Raw genomic sequence first — 17,717 nt, 5'->3', positions numbered from 1 at the left:
GGCGGCCGCGGACGGTGGAGGGCCGGCCCGGCGAACGAGGCGGCCCGGTGCGGCCGCCTCCTGCCCGGATCCTCCTTCGCGGGCCCCTGTGCCCGCAGCGGCACCTGGCCCGGTCGTCTCGCCCCGCCCCGTCTCGTCCGGCCGCACGACTGTGACGCCGGTGGGGGCGGTCCGGCGTGCGGCCGAACGAGAGGGCGGCGAAGCGGAGCCGGCCGGTCCGGGGCCGGCTCCGCTCGCCCCGGTGCGGCATCGCGCGGTGCCCGTCCGGGCCGCAACGGCCGGAGCCCGCACCGGAATCGGAGGGGCGAACGCCGAACCGCCCCGGTCCGGACGGTGGTTCCGTCCGGACCGGGGCGGTTCGTGCGCCTCCCGGTGTGCCCGCGCCCGCCGCGCCGAGGGCGCGGCGGGCGCCGCGTCACGCGTACAGCGCCTCGATCTCCTGCGCGAAGTCCTTGGCGACCACACCGCGCTTGAGCTTCATCGAGGGCGTCAGATGGCCCGAGTCCTCGGTGAACTGGGTCGCCAGGACGCGGAACTTGCGCACCGACTCCGCGCGGGAGACGGCCGCGTTGCCGTCGTCCACCGCCTGCTGGACGGCCGCCAGCAGCTCGGGGTCCTCCAGCAGCCGCTCCCTGGACAGGCCGGACCTGCCGTGCTCCTCGGCCCAGCGGGGCAGGAACTCCTCGTCCAGCGTGATCAGCGCGGCGACGAACGGGCGGCCGTCGCCGACCACCATGCACTCGGCGACCAGGGCGTGGGCCCGGATGCGGTCCTCGATGACGGCCGGGGCGACGTTCTTGCCGCCCGCCGTCACCAGGATCTCCTTCTTGCGGCCGGTGATGGTGAGGTAGCCGTCCTCGTCGAGGGTGCCGATGTCGCCGGTGTGGAACCAGCCGTCCGCCATCGCCTCGGCGGTGGCGGCCTCGTTGTTCCAGTAGCCGCTGAACAGGTGCTCGCCGCGCAGCAGCACCTCGCCGTCGTCGCCGATGCGGACCGTCGAGCCCGGCAGCGGCTGCCCGACCGTGCCGACCTTCGGGCGGTCGTAGGGGTTGAAGGCGGTGGGCGCGCAGGACTCGGTGAGGCCGTAGCCCTCCAGCACGGTGAAGCCGATGCCGCGGTAGAAGTGCCCCAGCCGCTCGCCCAGCGCCGCGCCCCCGGAGATGGCGTGGGTGGCCCGGCCGCCGAGGACCGCGCGCAGCTTGCCGTAGACCAGCTTGTCGAAGAGTCTGTGGCGCAGCCTCAGGCCCAGCGAGGGGCCGGAGGCGGTGTCCAGCGCGCGGCTGTAGGCGATCGCGGTGTCGGCGGCCCGGTCGAAGATCCTGCCCTTGCCCTCGCCCTGGGCCTTGGCCCGCGCCGAGTTGTAGACCTTCTCGAACACCCGCGGCACGCCCAGGATCAGCGTCGGGCGGAAGCCGGCCAGGTCGTCGGTGAGCTGCTTGATGTCGGGGCTCAGCCCGAGCCGGATCGGCGCCATGACGGCCGCGATCTGCACCATGCGGCCGAAGACGTGGGCGACCGGCAGGAAGAGCAGCACCGAGCCCTCGCCGGGGACGAACAGCGGCTTGAGCCGCTCGACCACGTTGCCGCAGTCGGCGAAGAACGCCCGGTGGGACAGGACACAGCCCTTGGGGCGGCCGGTGGTGCCGGAGGTGTAGACGATGGTGGCCGGGGCGTCGGCGTCGGCGGCGCCGCTGTGCTCGTCCAGGACCGCGTCGGTGACCTGCGTCCCGGAGTCGGCCAGCTTCCGCACCGCGCCGTCGTCGACGGTCCACAGGTTCGCCAGCCGAGGCAGCCGGTCGCGCACGGACTCCACCGCGGCGGCGTGGGCGCCGCTCTCCACGACGCAGCCGACCGCGCCGGAGTCGGACAGGATCCACTGGATCTGCTCCGGCGAGCTGGTCTCGTAGATCGGCACGGTCACCGCGCCGGCGCTCCAGACGGCGAAGTCCAGCAGCGTCCACTCGTAGCGGGTGCGCGACATCAGGCCGATCCGGTCACCGGGGCGCACGCCCGCCGCGATCAGGCCCTTGGCGGCGGCCCGCACCTCCGCCAGGAACTCCCGGGCGGTCAGGTCCTCCCAGCCGCCCTTGGCGTCCTTGCGGGCGATGACCGGGAGGTCGGGGTGCTGTGCGGCGTTGCGGCGGATGAGATCGGTCAGATTTCCGTCCGCGGGCACCTCGTACAGGGCCGGAAGGCTGAACTCGCGCAAAACTGATGCTCCTCATCGGCGCCGCCGCGGATCCGCCGGGAAACGGACCTCCGCCGGCTCTGGCCCAAGACAGGGGTCTTGAGGGTGGACGGCCACGGACGTTACCCACCGGTACGGTGCTCGGGATAGGGGGTGGCGCCGAGATGTTCGGTGCGTCACACACCACTGGACTGTCCCCAGCAGGGTAGTCCACGTGCCCGCGGGCCACGAAGGAGCCGCAGGTCCAGGGGTCGTGCGCGAGCCCTCCGCGCGCCGGGCCACGGGATCTAGGGTGGCCTCATGCGAGTCCATGTGGTGAGCGACGTACACGGCAACAGCCGGGACCTGGCCGCGGCCGGCGAGGGCGCGGACGCGCTGGTCTGCCTGGGCGACCTCGTGCTGTTCATCGACTACGCCGACCACACCCGCGGCATCTTCCCCGACCTCTTCGGGGCGGAGAACACCACCCGGTACGTCGAACTGCGCACCGCGCGCCGCTTCGACGAGGCCCGTGAGCTGTCGGCCCGGCTCTGGGCCGACGTCGACAAGGCGGGGGCGGTGGAGGCGGCCGTGCGCCGGCAGTACGCAGAGCTGTTCGCCGCCTTCCCCGCCCCCACGTACGCCACCTACGGGAACGTGGACATCCCCGCGCTGTGGCCCGAGTACACCCGCGAGGGCACCACCGTCCTGGACGGGCGGACGGCCGACATCGGCGGGCTGCGCTTCGGCTTCGTCGGCGGCGGACTGCCCAGCCCGATGCGCACGCCCTTCGAGGTCGACGAGGAGACGTACGCGGCCAAGGTCGCGGCCCTGGGCGAGGTCGACGTGCTGTGCTCCCACATCCCGCCCCTGGTGCCCGAGCTGTGCTACGACACCGTCGCCCGCCGCTTCGAGCGCGGCAGCCAGGCGCTGCTGGAGGCCGTCCACGCGGTGCGGCCCCGGTACGCCCTCTTCGGCCACGTCCACCAGCCCCTGGTGCGGCGCACCCGGATCGGCCGGACCGAGTGCGTGAACGTCGGCCACTTCAACGCCACCGGCAGGCCCTGGGTCCTGGAGTGGTGACCGTGCCGACGGGACCGTCGGCCGGGGCGCCGGTGGGATGGGGGCGGGAGCGCGCGGGCAGGCGGGGGTGGTGGGAGGGCCGCCGCGTCCGCGCGCGGTAGCCTTCCCCCGCAGACGGCGGCGGACCACGAGCCGGGCGCAGCAACGCGGAGGAGCCACAGGGATGGCCGAGCACACCAGGTCGAGCATCATCGTCGAGGCGGCACCGGCCGAGGTGATGGAGGTGATCGCCGACTTCGGGCGCTACCCGGAGTGGACCGGTGAGGTCAAGGAGGCCGAGGTGCTCTCCACCGACGACCGCGGCCGGGCCGAGCGGGTACGGCTGCTGCTCGACGCCGGGGCCATCCGGGACGAGCACACCCTCGCCTACGAGTGGACCGGCCCCGAGGAGGTCCGCTGGTCCCTGGTGAGGTCGCAGATGCTGCGCACCCTGGACGGCGTGTACCGCCTGAGGTCCCTCGACGGCGGCAGCCGCACCGAGGTGACCTACCAGCTCACCGTGGACGTGAAGATCCCCATGCTCGGCATGATCAAGCGCAAGGCCGAGAAGGTCATCATCGACCGCGCTCTGGACGGGCTGAAGAAGCGCGTCGAGAGCGGCGCGAAGTCCTGAGCGTGGAGGGCACCCGGGCGCGCACGGTCCTGGTCACCGGCGCCGGCGGCGGCGGCCGCACCACCGTCGCGGCCGCCACCGCGCTGGCGGCCGCCCGGAGCGGCCGCCGTACGCTGCTGCTCAGCGCCGAGGACCCGGCCCTGCTGGGGGCGCTGTTCGGCACGGACGGCCCCATCGGCGCCGACGGCGCGGGATCACCCCGCGAGGTCGCGCCCGGCCTGCTCCTGTCCCGCGTCGACTCCGGCGCCGACTTCCGGGCCCGCGCCGTCGCACTCCAGGAGCGCGCCCGCTCCGCCCTGGACCTGCTGGGCGCCGAGCCGCTGGACGACGACGAGCTGGCCGAGCCGCCCGGGGCCGAGGCCTTCGCCATGCTGCGCGCCCTGCGCGCCGCGCACGGCACGGACGTCCACGAAACGGATGCCCGCGATCCGGATGCCCGCGATCCGGATGCGCACGGCCCCGCGGGGCAGGCGTCCGCGCAAGGAGGCCCCTACGACCTGGTCGTGGCCGACATGCCGCCGGTCGGACGGGCCGTGCGCACCCTGGCGCTGCCCGAGCACACCCGGCGCTGGCTGCGGCGGCTGCTGCCGCCCGAGCGCCAGGCCGCCCGTGCGCTGCGGCCGGTCCTGGCCCAGCTCGCCGGTGTGCCGATGCCCGCCCGTTCGCTCTACGAGGCCGCCGAGCGGCTGGACCGCGAACTCGCCGCCGTACAGGCGGTGGTCGAATCACCCGCGACCGCCGTGCGGCTGGTCCTCGAACCCGGCCCCGCCGCCGTCCGTGCGCTGCGCGCCGCCCGGGCCGGACTCGCACTGCACGGCCTGGCACTGGACGCCGTGGTCGCCAACCGGCTGCTGCCCACCGCCTCGCCCGATCCCTGGCTGGCGGGCCTCGCGTCCCGCCAGCAGGAGGCTCTCAAGGAACTCCTGGGCGACTGCCCGGCCGGCTCGGCGGCCGTGTGCGAGCTGCCGCACCTGGGCCGGGAGCCGCAGGGCCCGGCCGACCTCGGCGAACTGGCGGAGCGGATCCCACCGCCCGGCCCACCGCCCGGCCCGGCGTCGGACCCGGTGTCCGGCCCCATGTCCGGGGCGGCCCCGTCCGGTGACCGGGCCGCCGGGCCGTGGACGGTGGAGGACCGGCTGGCCGACGAGGGCGTCCTGCTGTGGCGGCTGCCGCTGCCCGGTGCCGTCCGCGAGACGCTGTCGCTGGTGCGCCGCGGCGACGAGGTCGTCGTCACCACCGGGCCGTTCCGCCGGGTGCTGCCGCTGCCCGCCGCGCTGCGCCGCTGCGCGGTGGCCGGCGCCCGGCTGGCCGACGGCGAGCTGACGGTGCGCTTCGAGCCCGAGCCCGGGGCGTGGCCCGCGCGGGACTGAGGAACCGGGGAAGCGCGTCCGACGCCCCGGGCGCCGCCGGGCGTTCGGGTAACGTCGAGAGGGAGGGCCCGTCCGCCGGGCGGCCCTCGGTCAAACGCCGCGGACCGCCGCGGCCACCGTCGCAGCCACCGCCCCAGGAGCCCACCATGAGCGATGCCACCGAGCGACCTTCCCCCGCAGACCCCGGTGCCGATTCCGACGCCTGGGCCACCGCCTGCGAGGAGGACCTCGCCGCCGAGCGCGAGCGCCGCCGCGAGCGCTACGGGGCGCCGGTGGGGAGCGCCGCCGAGGAGCTGTTCAAGCTGGCCGAGGCGGTCACGGGGAAGCTGACCGAGCTCGGGGGGCCGCTGGCCGGGCCCGCCGCCCGGGGCGCGGTGCGGCAGTTCGCCCAGTTCGCGGACCGCGCCAGAGCCGCGGTGGAGCCCGTCGTCGAACGCAACCCGAAGGTCTTCGACCACCTCGCCGCCGCGGGCGGCGAGCTGCTGGCCGCCTACCGCGCCGCGGTGACGGACCAGGAGGGGCGCTGGACCCGCGGGAGCGCGGGCGGCGGCGCGGCGGACGAGGCGGACGAGGCGGAGGACCGCGGCGGCCGGGCCGAGCGGGAAGAGGGCCGCGGCACGGCCGGGGCCGAGGGGAAGAAGGACGAAAAGGGCAAGGGTGACGAGGGGGAGGGCCCCGCCGGATCCCAGCGGATCGAGGTCGACTGACCCCCGTTCCGGCTCCCGTTCCGGCCCCGGCCTGGTCGGAACCCCTTCGGGCGCCGTTCGGGGACCGTTCAGGCCTTGTACGGATCGGGTTTGGTTTCGCAGTCGGTCCGTTCAAGCCTCCGCCCTCCGGTACGGTTGTGCACAGCGGGGATCGACCGAGTAACTGAGGGACACATGGGACTCACCATCGGCGTCGACATCGGCGGTACGAAGATCGCGGCCGGCGTGGTCGATGAAGAGGGCGCGATCCTCGAAACCAGCACGGTGCCCACCCCGTCCACCGCCGAGGGCGTCATCGACGCCATCGCGGAGGCGGTGCGCACCGTCAGCACCGGGCACGAGATCGAGGCGGTCGGCATCGGCGCCGCCGGCTACGTCGACGACAAGCGGGCCACCGTCCTGTTCGCCCCCAACATCAAGTGGCGCAACGAGCCGCTCAAGGACAAGGTCGAGCAGCGCGTCGGCCTCCCGGTCGTCGTCGAGAACGACGCCAACGCCGCCGCCTGGGGCGAGTACCGCTTCGGCGCCGGCCAGGGCCACGACGACGTCGTGTGCATCACGCTCGGCACCGGGCTGGGCGGCGGCATCATCATCGGCGGAAGGCTCCACCGCGGGCGGTTCGGCGTCGCGGCGGAGTTCGGCCACGTCCGGGTCGTCCCCGACGGCCTGCTGTGCGGCTGCGGCAGCCAGGGCTGCTGGGAGCAGTACGCCTCCGGCCGGGCCCTGGTCCGCTACGCCCGCCAGCGCGCCAACGCCACCCCGGAGAACGCGAGGATCCTGCTCGCCCTCGGCGACGGGACCCCGGAGGGCATCGAGGGCCGGCACATCAGCCAGGCCGCCCGGCAGGGCTGCCCGGTGGCCGTCGACTCCTTCCGCGAGCTGGCCCGCTGGGCCGGCGCCGGGCTGGCCGACCTGGCCTCGCTCTTCGACCCCTCCGCGTTCATCGTCGGCGGCGGCGTCTCGGACGAGGGCGACCTCGTCCTCGAACCGATCCGCAAGTCCTTCCGCCGCTGGCTGGTGGGCAGCCAGTGGCGCCCGCACGCCCAGGTGCTCGCCGCGCAGCTCGGCGGCAGGGCCGGTCTGGTGGGCGCGGCCGACCTGGCCCGCCAGGGCTGACGGCACGGGGGCGCGGGTGGGCGAGGCCACCGGGAACGGAGACTTCCCCGGGCGCACGGCGCCCGGGGACCTGCCCGCGTCCCGCACCGAACCCGACGGCTCGGCCGTGGTCCGGCTGCTGAGTTACAACATCCGCTCCATGCGCGACGACACGGGCGCGCTGGCCCGGGTCGTCCGGGCCTGCGCGCCCGACGTCCTCTGCGTCCAGGAGGCGCCCCGCTTCTTCCGCTGGCGCAAGTACGCGGCCCGCCTCGCCCGGGAGACGGGCCTGGTGTACGTCACGGGCGGGGCGACCGCCACCGGGCCGATGATCCTGTCCTCGCTGCGCGCCACGGTGGAGCGCAGCGAGGACGTACTGCTGCCGCGCACCCCCGGCCTGCACCGCCGCGGTCTGGCCACGGCGGTGCTGCGCTTCGGCCCCTCCGCCCGGCTGGCGGTGGTCTGCTGCCACCTCAGCCTGGCCGAGAAGGAGCGGTACGCCCAGGCCGGGACGGTCCTGGACCGCCTGGCGGGCATGGGGGCGGACGCCGCGGTGGTGGCCGGCGACCTCAACGACGAGCCGGACGGCCGTGCCTTCCGCCGCCTGGCCGCCGCCCTCCAGGACGGCTGGGCCACCAGCCCGTGGGGCGGCGAACTCACCTCGACCGCGGCCGAGCCGCGCAAGCGCATCGACGCCGTGCTGGCCACCGGGGCGGTGGAGGTGCTGGGCTGCGGTGTGCCCGCCGGCCTTCCGGGCGTCGCCGACGCCGATCTGAGGGCGGCCACCGACCACCTGCCGGTCCTGGCCGCCCTGCGCGTACCCGCCGCCTAGGCCCTGTCCGGCAGATCCCGCCTGCTCCGCGGTGTCCGGCACGCCCGCTCGCTGCGTTGCCGATCGTCGGCGCGGCACGCTGCGCTCTCCTTCTCCGCCCTGCGATCGCACGCACCGGACACCGAGGGGCCCGCCCTTCGGGCGGACAGCGCTGTTTGCCGGACAGGGCCTATGCGCCGCGGGCCCGCGGGCCGGCCCGCTCCGGCCCGGCCGACCGGTCGTTCCCGGCTCGGACCGGACCGGCCTGGCCCGGCCCGGTCAGACCACCGCGCCGCGCCCCGGATCGTCGAGGTCGTCGTCCTCGTCGTCGCGCATCCGCATCACCAGCGCGGCGAAACCGCCCAGGAACCCGCCGACGCCCAGGGTGGCGATCCACCACGTCACCGGCTGCTGGAACAGGATGGTCAGAATCAGCAGCAGAGGGCCGCCCAGGACCGCCACCCAGGCGAAGCGGCTCGCGGGGTCCCCCTTGGGCAGCGGCGGGGGCTCGGGCGGCACGAAGTGGCCCTCGTCGTCCTCGCCGAGGTCGCCGTCGGAGGGCTCGGCCGGACTCCAGTCGCGCGGCCCGGAACCGGCCGCGTACACGGTGAAGCTGCGTGCCGGGGAGTCGCCGGCCTCCGGCCCGGAGCGCTCGCCGCCCTCCTCGCCGGACCCGCCCGGTCCGCCCCGCTCGCCGGACCCGCCGGCCGCCTCGCCGCCGCCCGGTCCGCCCGGTCCGGCGGGCCCGCCGGACCGCCGCTCCTCGTGCGGAGGGCTCGCGGGCTCCTCCCCGTAGGCGGCCACGATCTGGGCCCAGGCGGCCTCCTCGTCCAGGGGCTCCTGGCCCTCGCCGCGGCCCTGCTCACGCTCCGTCACGTGCCGTCTTCCTCGCTGTGAGGCGGGTGATGAATCCGTAGGAGTCCGCGAAGATCCGCTCCGCGTCGTGGTCCAGGGTGGCCACGTGCAGGCTCCGCTCCAGCACCGTCTCGGTGACGTCGCGCGAGGAGACCCGGTCGAGGATCAGCGCGGAGTCCGAGGGGGGCACGACGTGGTCCACCCGGCTGTGCAGGAGCAGCAGCGGCCGGGTGACCCGGGGCAGCTCCCCGCGCACCGTCCGCAGCAGTTCGTACAGGGAGTGCGCGGCGTGCAGCGGCACCCGGTCGTAGCCGACCTCCACCGCGCCCTCCTTGGCGATGTCGCCGGTGACGCCCCTGGTGGAGGGGAGCAGGTGGCGCAGGACCGGCAGCGCGTACCCCTGGATCCGCGGGAGCGTCGCCGCCGGGTTGACCGCCACGACCCCGCTGACCGCGTCGCCGTGCAGGGCGGCCAGCCGCAGCGCGAGCGCCCCGCCCATCGACAGGCCGCAGACGAAGACCTGCTCGCAGCGTTCGCTCAGCCGCCGCAGCTCGTGGTCGACGGTCGCGTACCAGTCCTGCCAGCCGGTGACCGCCAGGTCCTGCCAGCGCGTGCCGTGGCCGGGCAGCAGCGGCAGCGAGACGGTCAGGTCCCTCTCGGCCAGGTAGCGGGCCCAGGGGCGCATCGACTGCGGGCAGCCGGTGAAACCGTGACACAGCAGGACGCCGACCTCGCCGCCGTCGTGGCGCAGCGGTTCGGCACCGGGGAGCAGGGGCACCGTGGATCTCCGTTCGGTGGTCGACTCGGTGGAGCGCCCGGCACGGGCGGGGATGCTGCCACCCTACGCGTGCGCGCGGTGACCGGGTAGGCCGGACGGCCCGCGCGGGAGCGGAACGAGGCGGGGAGAGCGGTTCCGGCGGGATATGGTCTTACCGGCAGACACAGGAGGTTCCTCGGTTGTTGTACGGCGTCATGAAGCTCTCCCTCGGGAACGGGCTCAGGCTCGCGTTCCGTCCCTGGGTGGAGGGCCTGGAGAACATCCCGGCCGAGGGGCCGGCCATACTCGCGAGCAACCACCTGTCGTTCTCGGACTCCTTCTTCCTGCCCGCCGTCCTGGACCGCAAGGTCACCTTCATCGCCAAGGCGGAGTACTTCACCACCCCCGGCGTCAAGGGGCGGCTGACGGCGGCGTTCTTCAAGGGCATCGGCCAGCTTCCGGTGGACCGCTCGGGCGGACGGGGCGCGGGCGAGGCCGCGGTCCGCAGCGGCATCCAGGTGCTGGAGCGCGGCGAGCTGTTCGGCATCTACCCCGAGGGCACCCGGTCCCCGGACGGCCGCCTCTACCGCGGCAAGCCGGGCGGACTGGCCAGGGTGGCTTTGGCCACCGGCGCGCCGGTCATCCCCATCGCGATGATCGACACCGAGAAGATCCAGCCGCCCGGCAAGGTCGTCCCGAAGCTGATGCGGCCCGGCATCCGGATCGGCAGGCCCCTGGACTTCAGCCGCTACCAGGGCATGGACGGCGACCGCTTCGTCCTGCGGTCGGTCACCGACGAGGTCATGTACGAGATCATGAAGCTGTCCGGCCAGGAGTACGTCGACATGTACGCCACGGCGGCCAAGCGGCAGATCGCGGAGCGGGAGAAGGCGGAGAAGGCCGAGCGCGCCGCGCGGCACAGGGCCGGGAAGGCGCGCGGGGGCGAGAGGGCCCGGGAGGGCGGAGCTTCCGGGGAAGCCGGGGGAACCGGGGGAACCGGGAAGCCCGCCGGGGCCGGCGGGGGCGACGACAGAGCGGCCTAGGAGCCGCCGGGGGAGGTACGGGGGCGTGGCGATGGCCGCGGGGATGTCCGTCGAGCAGCCGCTGTGGAGGGCGCTGACGGCCTACCGGGTGCTCACCATGGGGTACGCGCTGGCGCTGTACGCCCACGCGTACGGCGAGTACGTCCATCCGCTGGGCGCGGGCGCCTACCTCGCCGTCCTGGCGGTGTGGACGCTGGCGACCGTCCGCCGGGTCTCCGGCGCCGAGCGCTGCACCCCGGCCTTCCTGGCGGTGGAACTGGCCGTCGCGCTCGCCGGGATCCTGCTGACACCGGTGGTGGACACCCAGGCGCGCATCGACGCGGGCGGCCCCACCCTGCCGTCGATATGGACGGCCGGCGCGGTGCTCGGCTTCGCGATCAAGAAGGGCTGGCGCTGGGCCGCGGGGGCCTCGCTGCTGGTCGGCGCCGCCAACGTGGCCGCGGCGGGCGGCTTCGCGCAGGACACCGTGCACAACGTGCTGCTGGTGTGCATCGCGAGCGTCGCCATCGGCTACGTCGTCGAGGTGGCCCGCGCCAGTGAGCGCACCCTGGCCCGCGCGCTGCGGATCGAGGCCGCCACCCGTGAACGGGAGCGCCTGGCCCGGGACATCCACGACAGCGTGCTCCAGGTGCTGGCCATGGTGCAGCGCCGCGGCACCGCCATCGGCGGCGAGGCGGCCGAGCTGGGGCGGCTGGCGGGGGAGCAGGAGGCGGCGCTGCGCACGCTGGTCTCCAGCGGCGTGGTGCCCGAGGCCCCCGCCTCCCGCGCCGCCGGGCACCCGGTTCCGGCCTCACCGGCCGCCGTGCCGCCGCAGGGGAGGGGCGGAGTGGACGGGGAGGGCGGGGACGTCTGCGACGTGCGCGCGCTGCTGTCCGCGTACGCCGGGAGCAGGGTCTCCTTCGCCGAGCCCGGCGCACCGGTGCCGCTGCCCGCGGCGGCGGCCCGGGAACTGGCGGCGGCGGTCGGCGCGGCCCTGGACAATGTGCGCAGGCACGCGCGGGGACCGTCGGGCGAGGAGGCGCAGGCGTGGATCCTGCTGGAGGACGAGCCGGACGCCGTTGTGGTGACCGTCCGGGACGACGGACCCGGCATCCCGCCGGGGCGCCTGGAGGACGCGGAGGCCGAGGGCCGCATGGGCGTGGCGCTCTCCATCCGCGGGCGCCTGCGCGATCTGGGCGGCAGCGCGGAGCTGCTGTCGGTGCCGGGGCAGGGAACGGAAGTCGAGCTGAGGGTGCCCAAGGATGACCAGCACAACAGGTGAGAGCGGCGCGGGGAACGGCGGGGCCGTCCGGGTGATGGTCGTCGACGACCACCCGATGTGGCGGGACGCGGTCGCCCGGGACCTCGCCGAGGCGGGCTTCGACGTGGTGGCCACCGCCGGGGACGGGCCCCAGGCGGTGCGCCGGGCCCGGGCCGTCGAGCCGGACGTACTCGTCCTGGACCTCAACCTGCCCGGCCTGCCGGGCGTCGAGGTGTGCCGGCAGCTCGTCGGCTCCGGTCCCGGCGGCGGGCCCACCGGCCCCCGGGTGCTGGTGCTCTCCGCGAGCGGCGAGCACGCGGACGTGCTGGAGGCGGTGAAGTCCGGGGCGACGGGCTATCTGGTGAAGTCGGCGAGCACGCAGGAGCTGCTGGAGGCCGTGCGCCGCACCGCGGAGGGGGACCCGGTGTTCACGCCGGGGCTGGCCGGGCTGGTGCTCGGCGAGTACCGGCGGCTGGCCGGCGACCCCGCGCCGCGCAGGCCCGACGAGCCCGGCGCGCCCCGGCTGACCGAGCGGGAGACCGAGGTGCTGCGGCTGGTCGCCAAGGGGCTGTCGTACAAGCAGATCGCCGAGCGGCTGGTCATCTCGCACCGCACCGTGCAGAACCACGTGCAGAACACCCTGGGCAAGCTCCAGCTCCACAACCGGGTGGAGCTGGTTCGCTACGCGATCGAACGCGGCCTGGACGACGCCTGAGCCGTCCGCCGTCCGCCGCGGTGTTCCGCCGCACCCGTCGCCCGTACCGCCGCTAGCGTGGCCGGGGCGGGCGGCGGCCGGTGGTTCCGCCGGATCGGGGAACCCGCCGAGGGATGCCGGAAACCGGGAGACCGGGCGGAGAAGGGAGACTCATGCGGGTCGGAGTGCTGACCGGCGGCAGCGACTGCCCCGGACTCAACGCGGTGCTGCGCGCGATCGTCCGCAAGGGGGTGCAGGAGTACGGCGACGAGTTCACCGGGTTCCGCGACGGCTGGCGCGGTGTGCTGCGGGACGAGACCGTGCCGCTCGACATCCGGGCCGTGCGCGGCACCCTGCCGCGCGGCGGCACCATCCTCGGCTCCTCGCGCACCAACCCCCTGGCGGAGGACGACGGGACCGACAGGGTGCTGGGCACCCTCGCCCGCCACCGGCTGGACGCCCTGATCGTGGTCGGCGGGACCGCCACGCTCGGCGTCGCGGCCCGGCTCGCCGAGGACCACGGCGTCCCCCTGGTGGGCGTGCCCAAGACCATCGACAACGACATCCCCCTCACCGACTACACCATCGGCTTCGACACCGCCGTCGGCGTCGCCACCGCGGCCATCGACCGGCTGCACACCACCGCCGAGTCCCACAAGCGGGTGCTGGTGGTGGAGGTGATGGGGCGCAGCGCCGGATGGATCGCCCTCCACTCGGGCCTGGCGGGCGGGGCCAACTGCATCCTCATCCCCGAGCAGCCCTTCGACGTGGACCGGGTGTGCGGGTGGGTCGAGTCCCGGTTCCGGGCCACCTACGCCCCGATCGTCGTCATCGCCGACAGCGCCCTGCCCGAGTCGGGCGAGATCACCCTGCGCCGCGGCACCACGCCGCTGCCGGGCGCGGACCCCCGCGCCCGGCTCTCCGGAGTGGGCGAGTGGCTGGGCAGGGAGATCGAGCGGCGCACCGGCAAGGAGGCCCGCACCACCGTGCTCGGCCACCTCCAGCGCGGCGGCGCCCCCAGCCCGTTCGACCGCTGGCTGGCCACCCGCTTCGGCCTGCACGCGATCGACGCGGTGCACCAGGGCGACTGGGGGGCGATGACGGCGCTGCAGGGCACCCGGATCACCCGCGTACGGCTGGCCGAGGCGTCCTCCACGCTGAAGACGGTCGATCCCTCGCTGTACGAGGAGGCGGGCGTCTTCTTCGGCTGACCCCGGCCGGAGGGCCGGCCGCCGGGCCGGCCCGGCGGGCCCTCAGACCAGGACGGCGGCCAGCAGATCGGCCGTGATCCGCGCCCCCTCCAGCGTCAGCACCGACTCGGGGTGGAACTGCACCCCGGCGAAGTGCGGCCCGCGCAGCGCGTGGACGTCCCCGCGGACCGGGTCGCGGCTCAGCTCCACCCCGTCCGCGGCCAGCTCCCGCTCCCGCGCCGCGTCGCAGCGGGCGGTGTAGGAGTTGTAGAAGCCGACGGTCCGCTCCGTGCCGAACAGGTCGATCCGCTCCTGCGCGCCCTGGTACGGCTCGTCCCTGCGGACCAGCTCCAGGCCCAGCGCTGCGGCGATCAGCTCGTGCCCCAGGCAGACCCCCAGCAGCCCGTGCCGGTGGCCGTGCAGCAGTTCGGCGGCGAGCGGGCGCAGCACCCGCATCTTCGGGTCGGCGGCGTCGCGCGGATCGCCCGGACCGGGACCGAGCACCACCGGGCCCGGATGGGCGAGCGCCGCCTCGCGCAGACCCGGCTCGTCGTACCGCCGCACCGCCACCTCCAGCCCGGTGGAACGCAGCAGATGGGCCAGCATCGCGGTGAAGGAGTCCTCGCCGTCCACCACCAGCGCCCGGCCGCGCACCGGTCCGGTGCCGGGGGAGGGCGTCCGCATCCGCAGCCAGAACGGGGCCAGGTCCGCGCGCCGCGCGTCGAGCGCGGCCCGCACCCGCGGGTCGTCCGCCAGGCGCGGCCGTACGGCCTCCCCGGCCGCGCCCCCGGCCGTGCTTCCGGTCTCCCCGGCCGCGCCCCCGGCCCCCGCCGTCCCCGCCGGTCCGGTCCGCACACCCAGCGCGGCCAGCACTCCGGCGGCCTTGGCATGGGTCTCGGCGACCTCGCCCGCCGGGTCCGAGGCGCGCACCAGCGTGGCGCCCACCGGGACCCGCACCTCGCCGGTGGCCGCGTCGATGTCGGCGGTGCGGATGAGGATGGGGGAGTCCAGCGTCCGGGCGCCGCCGCCGTCCCGGCCGATCAGCGCCAGCGCGCCCGCGTAGTAGCCGCGCCCGCCCTCCTCGTGGCGCCGGATCACCCGGCAGGCGTTCTCCACCGGGCTGCCGGTGACGGTCGCGGCGAACATCGTCTCGCGCAGCACCTCGCGGACGTCCCAGGTGCTGCGGCCGCGCAGCTCGTACTCGGTGTGCGCCAGGTGGGCCATCTCCCGCAGCCGCGGCCCGACCACCACGCCGCCCATGTCGCCGACGGCGCACATCATCTTCAGCTCCTCGTCGACCACCATCGACAGCTCCTCGGTCTCCTTGCGGTCGCCGAGGAACTCCAGCAGGCCCTCCGCGGACGGGCCGCCGGCCGGATAGCGGTAGGTGCCGCTGATCGGGTTCATCACCACCGTCCCGCCGCTCATCCGGACGTGGACCTCGGGGCTGGCCCCCACCAGGGTGCGCTCGCCGGTGTGCACGGCGTACGTCCAGTACGCGCCGCGCTCCCCGGCCAGCAGCCGCCGGAACAGCGCCAGCGCGTCGGCCCTGCCGTAGCCCTCGATCACACCCCGGTAGGTGCGGCGGACGACGAAGTTGGCGCCCTCGCCGGAGCCGATCTCGTCCTCGACCACCCGGCGCACGATCTCCTCGTACGCGCCGTCGCTCACGTCGAAGCCCCCGCCGGTGACGCGGACCGCGTGGCCGGGCAGCGCGGCCGCCAGCGCGTCCAGGGGCACCTCGTGGATCTCGTCGGGGACGAGCACCGACAGCGGAGTGCCGTCGTCGGCCGCCTCGAAGCCGCGCTCGCGGATCTGCCGGAACGGCACCAGGGCGAGGGCGCCCGGTCCGTCGGCGGGGATGTCGGCCAGCCGCTCCGCCTCGCCGACCGGTCCGAGCAGCACCTCGACGGTGCGCCCGTCCCGGCCGGGGGTGCGGCGCAGCAGCAGGGCGAAGGGCGGGCAGTCGTCGGCCAGCAGACGCTCCACCAGGGCGCTCGCGGCGACGCCGGAGCCGGGGGCGCCGGAGGTGTCCGTGCGGTCTCTCACAGCGGGTCGTTCCTTCCTGTCGGGGGAGGGAACGGCCCGCGCGCCGGCTGCCGGCGGAAACGGTGAAGGCCGCCCCCTCGGGCGGCCTTCGCGTCGTACGGATCAGTGCGCGCGTCGGTGGGCCGCCGGAGAGGCGGGCCACCACCAGGCTGCGGCCGTCACGGCCGGCACTGTCGTCTGCGCGGACATGCCCCGCACTCTACCCCCGCCCCGCCCGTCCCCGCGGACTCCGTCTCACCCATCGGTCAGGCACGGGAGGGGCGGACCCCACCCCGTAATCTGGATGCGTGACCGTGAACGCCAAACCCGACGCCGGTACCCACACCTGGCGAGACCTACCCGCGGCGCAGCAGCCCGACTGGCCGGACTCCGAGGCTCTGCGCGATGTGATCGCCGAGCTCGAGTCCTATCCGCCGCTCGTCTTCGCCGGCGAGTGCGACCAGCTGCGCGCCCGCCTGGCGTCCGTCGCCAAGGGCGAGGCGTTCCTGCTCCAGGGGGGCGACTGCGCCGAGGCCTTCGACGCCGTCTCCGCCGAGCAGATCAGGAACAAGCTCAAGACGCTGCTCCAGATGGGGGCCGTGCTCACCTACGCCGGGTCCGTCCCGGTGGTGAAGGTGGGCCGGATCGCCGGGCAGTACAGCAAGCCGCGCTCGAAGCCCACCGAGACCCGCGACGGGGTGACCCTGCCCTCCTACCGGGGCGACTCGGTCAACGGCTTCGAGTTCACCCCCGAGGCCCGCACCCCGGACCCGCAGCGGCTCAAGCGGATGTACCACGCCTCCTCGGCGACGCTGAACCTGGTGCGGGCCTTCACCACCGGCGGTTACGCCGACCTGCGCCAGGTGCACGCCTGGAACCAGGACTTCGTGAAGAACTCCCCCTCCGGCCAGCGCTACGAGGCGCTGGCCCGGGAGATCGACCGGGCGCTGAACTTCATGAACGCCTGCGGGGTGGACCCGGAGGAGTTCAAGACGGTGGAGTTCTACGCCTCGCACGAGGCGCTGATCCTCGACTACGAGTCGGCGCTGACCCGGGTGGACTCCCGCACGGGGGACCTGTACGACGTCTCCGGCCACATGGTCTGGATCGGCGAGCGGACCCGCCAGCTGGACGGCGCGCACATCGAGTTCGCCTCCCGCATCCGCAACCCGATCGGGGTCAAGCTCGGGCCCGCCACCACGCCCGAGGACGCCCTGACGCTGATCGACCGGCTGGACCCGGACCGCGAGCCGGGCCGGCTGACCTTCATCACCCGGATGGGGGCCGACAAGATCCGCGACCGGCTCCCCACCCTGGTGGAGAAGGTCACGGCCTCCGGCGCGCAGCCGGTGTGGGTGTGCGACCCGATGCACGGCAACACCTTCGAGGCGGCCAGCGGGCACAAGACGCGGCGCTTCGACGACGTGCTGGACGAGGTCAAGGGCTTCTTCGAGGTCCACAAGAGCCTGGGCACCCACCCGGGCGGCATCCATGTTGAGCTGACCGGCGACGACGTCACCGAGTGCGTGGGCGGCGGCGACGAGATCTTCGTCGACGACCTGCACCAGCGCTACGAGACCGCCTGCGACCCGCGGCTGAACCGCAGCCAGTCGCTGGACCTGGCGTTCCTGGTGGCGGAGATGTACCGCGACCAGTGAGCGGCGGGCACCGGTAGGCACCGGGACGCACCGTCGCACAGCAGTGCCGTGGGGCGCGGATCACAGCGATCCGCGCCCCACGGCGCTGTCGCACCGGCGGTCCGCAGGTTAGGTTAGGGTTACCTCACCGGCCCGACCGGGGTGTCCGGCCGGGTGTCCGACCCGTCTCCCGTGGAGGTGACCGCGTGTACGTCTGCTCGTGCTTCGGCGTCACTGAGGAGCAGATCCGCGAACACGCGGCCTCCGGGGCCTGCACCCCGCGCCAGATAGCCTCCGCCAGCCGGGCGGGCACCGACTGCGGCTCGTGCGTGCGCCGCATCCAGGGGCTGCTGGGCCGCGGCGGGTGCCCTCGGCGCGAGACGGCCGGCGCCTCCCGCGCCGGAGCCGCGCTCCCCGCCGTGCCGGC

General features: G+C 75.1%; 16 protein-coding genes. 12 read left to right on the top strand and 4 right to left on the bottom strand.

Features of this window, described 5'->3' with window-relative positions:
* Positions 1–415 precede the first annotated feature (415 nt).
* A complete protein-coding gene (locus ACLIYP_RS23575) occupies positions 416–2,209 on the bottom strand; it encodes an AMP-dependent synthetase/ligase (protein ID WP_412715124.1) in 1,794 nt (597 codons plus the stop codon).
* 279 nt (positions 2,210–2,488) lie between these two features.
* On the opposite strand from ACLIYP_RS23575, the gene ACLIYP_RS23570 reads away from it, so the two are divergent.
* From ACLIYP_RS23570 to ACLIYP_RS23545, 6 genes are all read left to right on the top strand, one after another.
* Positions 2,489–3,250 carry a metallophosphoesterase family protein gene (locus tag ACLIYP_RS23570; RefSeq protein ID WP_412715123.1) on the top strand — a complete coding sequence of 254 codons (762 nt, stop codon included), beginning with the start codon at positions 2,489–2,491 and terminating at the stop codon, positions 3,248–3,250.
* A gap of 163 nt (positions 3,251–3,413) precedes the next feature.
* Positions 3,414–3,863 carry an SRPBCC family protein gene (locus ACLIYP_RS23565; protein ID WP_412715122.1) on the top strand — a complete coding sequence of 150 codons (450 nt, stop codon included), beginning with the start codon at positions 3,414–3,416 and terminating at the stop codon, positions 3,861–3,863.
* A 2-nt stretch (positions 3,864–3,865) separates the two neighbouring features.
* Entirely contained in the window at positions 3,866–5,233 is a 1,368-nt protein-coding gene (locus ACLIYP_RS23560) for an ArsA family ATPase (protein ID WP_412715121.1), read from the top strand.
* Between the two features lie 146 nt (positions 5,234–5,379).
* The gene (locus ACLIYP_RS23555) at positions 5,380–5,940 is read left to right on the top strand and encodes a DUF5304 family protein (RefSeq protein ID WP_412715120.1); all 561 of its coding nucleotides are present in this window, start codon (positions 5,380–5,382) and stop codon (positions 5,938–5,940) included.
* Positions 5,941–6,114: 174 nt separating this feature from the next.
* Entirely contained in the window at positions 6,115–7,056 is a 942-nt protein-coding gene (locus ACLIYP_RS23550) for an ROK family glucokinase (protein ID WP_412715119.1), read from the top strand.
* A 16-nt stretch (positions 7,057–7,072) separates the two neighbouring features.
* On the top strand, positions 7,073–7,867 hold the full coding sequence (locus tag ACLIYP_RS23545) for an endonuclease/exonuclease/phosphatase family protein (RefSeq protein WP_412715118.1): 795 nt from the start codon (positions 7,073–7,075) through the stop codon (positions 7,865–7,867).
* 258 nt (positions 7,868–8,125) lie between these two features.
* Here ACLIYP_RS23545 and ACLIYP_RS23540 read toward each other — a convergent pair whose 3' ends face one another.
* Positions 8,126–8,722 carry a hypothetical protein gene (locus tag ACLIYP_RS23540; protein ID WP_412715117.1) on the bottom strand — a complete coding sequence of 199 codons (597 nt, stop codon included), beginning with the start codon at positions 8,720–8,722 and terminating at the stop codon, positions 8,126–8,128.
* Positions 8,709–9,479, bottom strand: coding sequence for an alpha/beta hydrolase (locus ACLIYP_RS23535; RefSeq protein WP_410538881.1), 771 nt, complete (start codon positions 9,477–9,479; stop codon positions 8,709–8,711). Before ACLIYP_RS23535 ends, ACLIYP_RS23540 begins: the two co-directional genes overlap by 14 nt.
* Positions 9,480–9,658: 179 nt before the next feature.
* Between ACLIYP_RS23535 and ACLIYP_RS23530 the strand changes: the two genes are divergently transcribed.
* The 4 genes from ACLIYP_RS23530 (at position 9,659) to ACLIYP_RS23515 (ending at position 13,646) form a co-directional block, all read left to right on the top strand.
* The gene (locus ACLIYP_RS23530; RefSeq protein ID WP_412715116.1) at positions 9,659–10,501 is read left to right on the top strand and encodes a lysophospholipid acyltransferase family protein; all 843 of its coding nucleotides are present in this window, start codon (positions 9,659–9,661) and stop codon (positions 10,499–10,501) included.
* Positions 10,502–10,532: 31 nt separating this feature from the next.
* Positions 10,533–11,762, top strand: coding sequence for a MacS family sensor histidine kinase (macS, locus tag ACLIYP_RS23525; protein ID WP_412715125.1), 1,230 nt, complete (start codon positions 10,533–10,535; stop codon positions 11,760–11,762).
* Complete coding sequence (locus ACLIYP_RS23520; RefSeq protein WP_412715115.1) at positions 11,743–12,456, top strand: response regulator; 714 nt, start codon at positions 11,743–11,745, stop codon at positions 12,454–12,456. The genes macS and ACLIYP_RS23520 overlap by 20 nt, the downstream gene beginning before the upstream one ends.
* Before the next feature lie 152 nt (positions 12,457–12,608).
* Positions 12,609–13,646: a 6-phosphofructokinase gene (locus ACLIYP_RS23515; RefSeq protein ID WP_412715114.1), complete on the top strand. Its 1,038-nt coding sequence runs from the start codon at positions 12,609–12,611 to the stop codon at positions 13,644–13,646.
* A gap of 42 nt (positions 13,647–13,688) precedes the next feature.
* Here the strand turns inward: ACLIYP_RS23515 and ACLIYP_RS23510 are convergent, their stop codons facing one another.
* Positions 13,689–15,674 (bottom strand): anthranilate synthase family protein, encoded by a 1,986-nt coding sequence (locus ACLIYP_RS23510; RefSeq protein ID WP_412715113.1) that lies wholly within the window; start codon positions 15,672–15,674, stop codon positions 13,689–13,691.
* Positions 15,675–15,961: 287 nt separating this feature from the next.
* On the opposite strand from ACLIYP_RS23510, the gene ACLIYP_RS23505 reads away from it, so the two are divergent.
* Together ACLIYP_RS23505 and ACLIYP_RS23500 are read left to right on the top strand one after the other, a co-directional pair.
* The gene (locus ACLIYP_RS23505; RefSeq protein ID WP_412715112.1) at positions 15,962–17,311 is read left to right on the top strand and encodes a class II 3-deoxy-7-phosphoheptulonate synthase; all 1,350 of its coding nucleotides are present in this window, start codon (positions 15,962–15,964) and stop codon (positions 17,309–17,311) included.
* Positions 17,312–17,496: 185 nt separating this feature from the next.
* On the top strand, positions 17,497–17,717 hold a 221-nt coding region (locus ACLIYP_RS23500; RefSeq protein WP_412715111.1), incomplete at its 3' end, for a (2Fe-2S)-binding protein.

The sequence above is a fragment of the Streptomyces nanhaiensis genome (assembly GCF_046614825.1).
In the GTDB taxonomy this organism is placed as follows: Bacteria; Actinomycetota; Actinomycetes; order Streptomycetales; family Streptomycetaceae; genus Streptomyces; species Streptomyces radiopugnans.
The sequence above is the reverse complement of the archived record's forward strand: the minus strand, read 5'-3'. Positions and strand labels throughout refer to the sequence as shown.

What these genes read in the sequence shown, in the direction of transcription:
- ACLIYP_RS23570 (WP_412715123.1), top strand. Translation starts at nt 2,489, where the DNA reads ATGCGAGTCCATGTGGTGAGCGACGTACACGGCAACAGCCGGGACCTG.
- ACLIYP_RS23565 (WP_412715122.1), top strand. Translation starts at nt 3,414, where the DNA reads ATGGCCGAGCACACCAGGTCGAGCATCATCGTCGAGGCGGCACCGGCC.
- ACLIYP_RS23555 (WP_412715120.1), top strand. Translation starts at nt 5,380, where the DNA reads ATGAGCGATGCCACCGAGCGACCTTCCCCCGCAGACCCCGGTGCCGAT.
- ACLIYP_RS23550 (WP_412715119.1), top strand. Translation starts at nt 6,115, where the DNA reads ATGGGACTCACCATCGGCGTCGACATCGGCGGTACGAAGATCGCGGCC.
- macS (WP_412715125.1), top strand. Translation starts at nt 10,533, where the DNA reads ATGGCCGCGGGGATGTCCGTCGAGCAGCCGCTGTGGAGGGCGCTGACG.
- ACLIYP_RS23520 (WP_412715115.1), top strand. Translation starts at nt 11,743, where the DNA reads ATGACCAGCACAACAGGTGAGAGCGGCGCGGGGAACGGCGGGGCCGTC.
- ACLIYP_RS23515 (WP_412715114.1), top strand. Translation starts at nt 12,609, where the DNA reads ATGCGGGTCGGAGTGCTGACCGGCGGCAGCGACTGCCCCGGACTCAAC.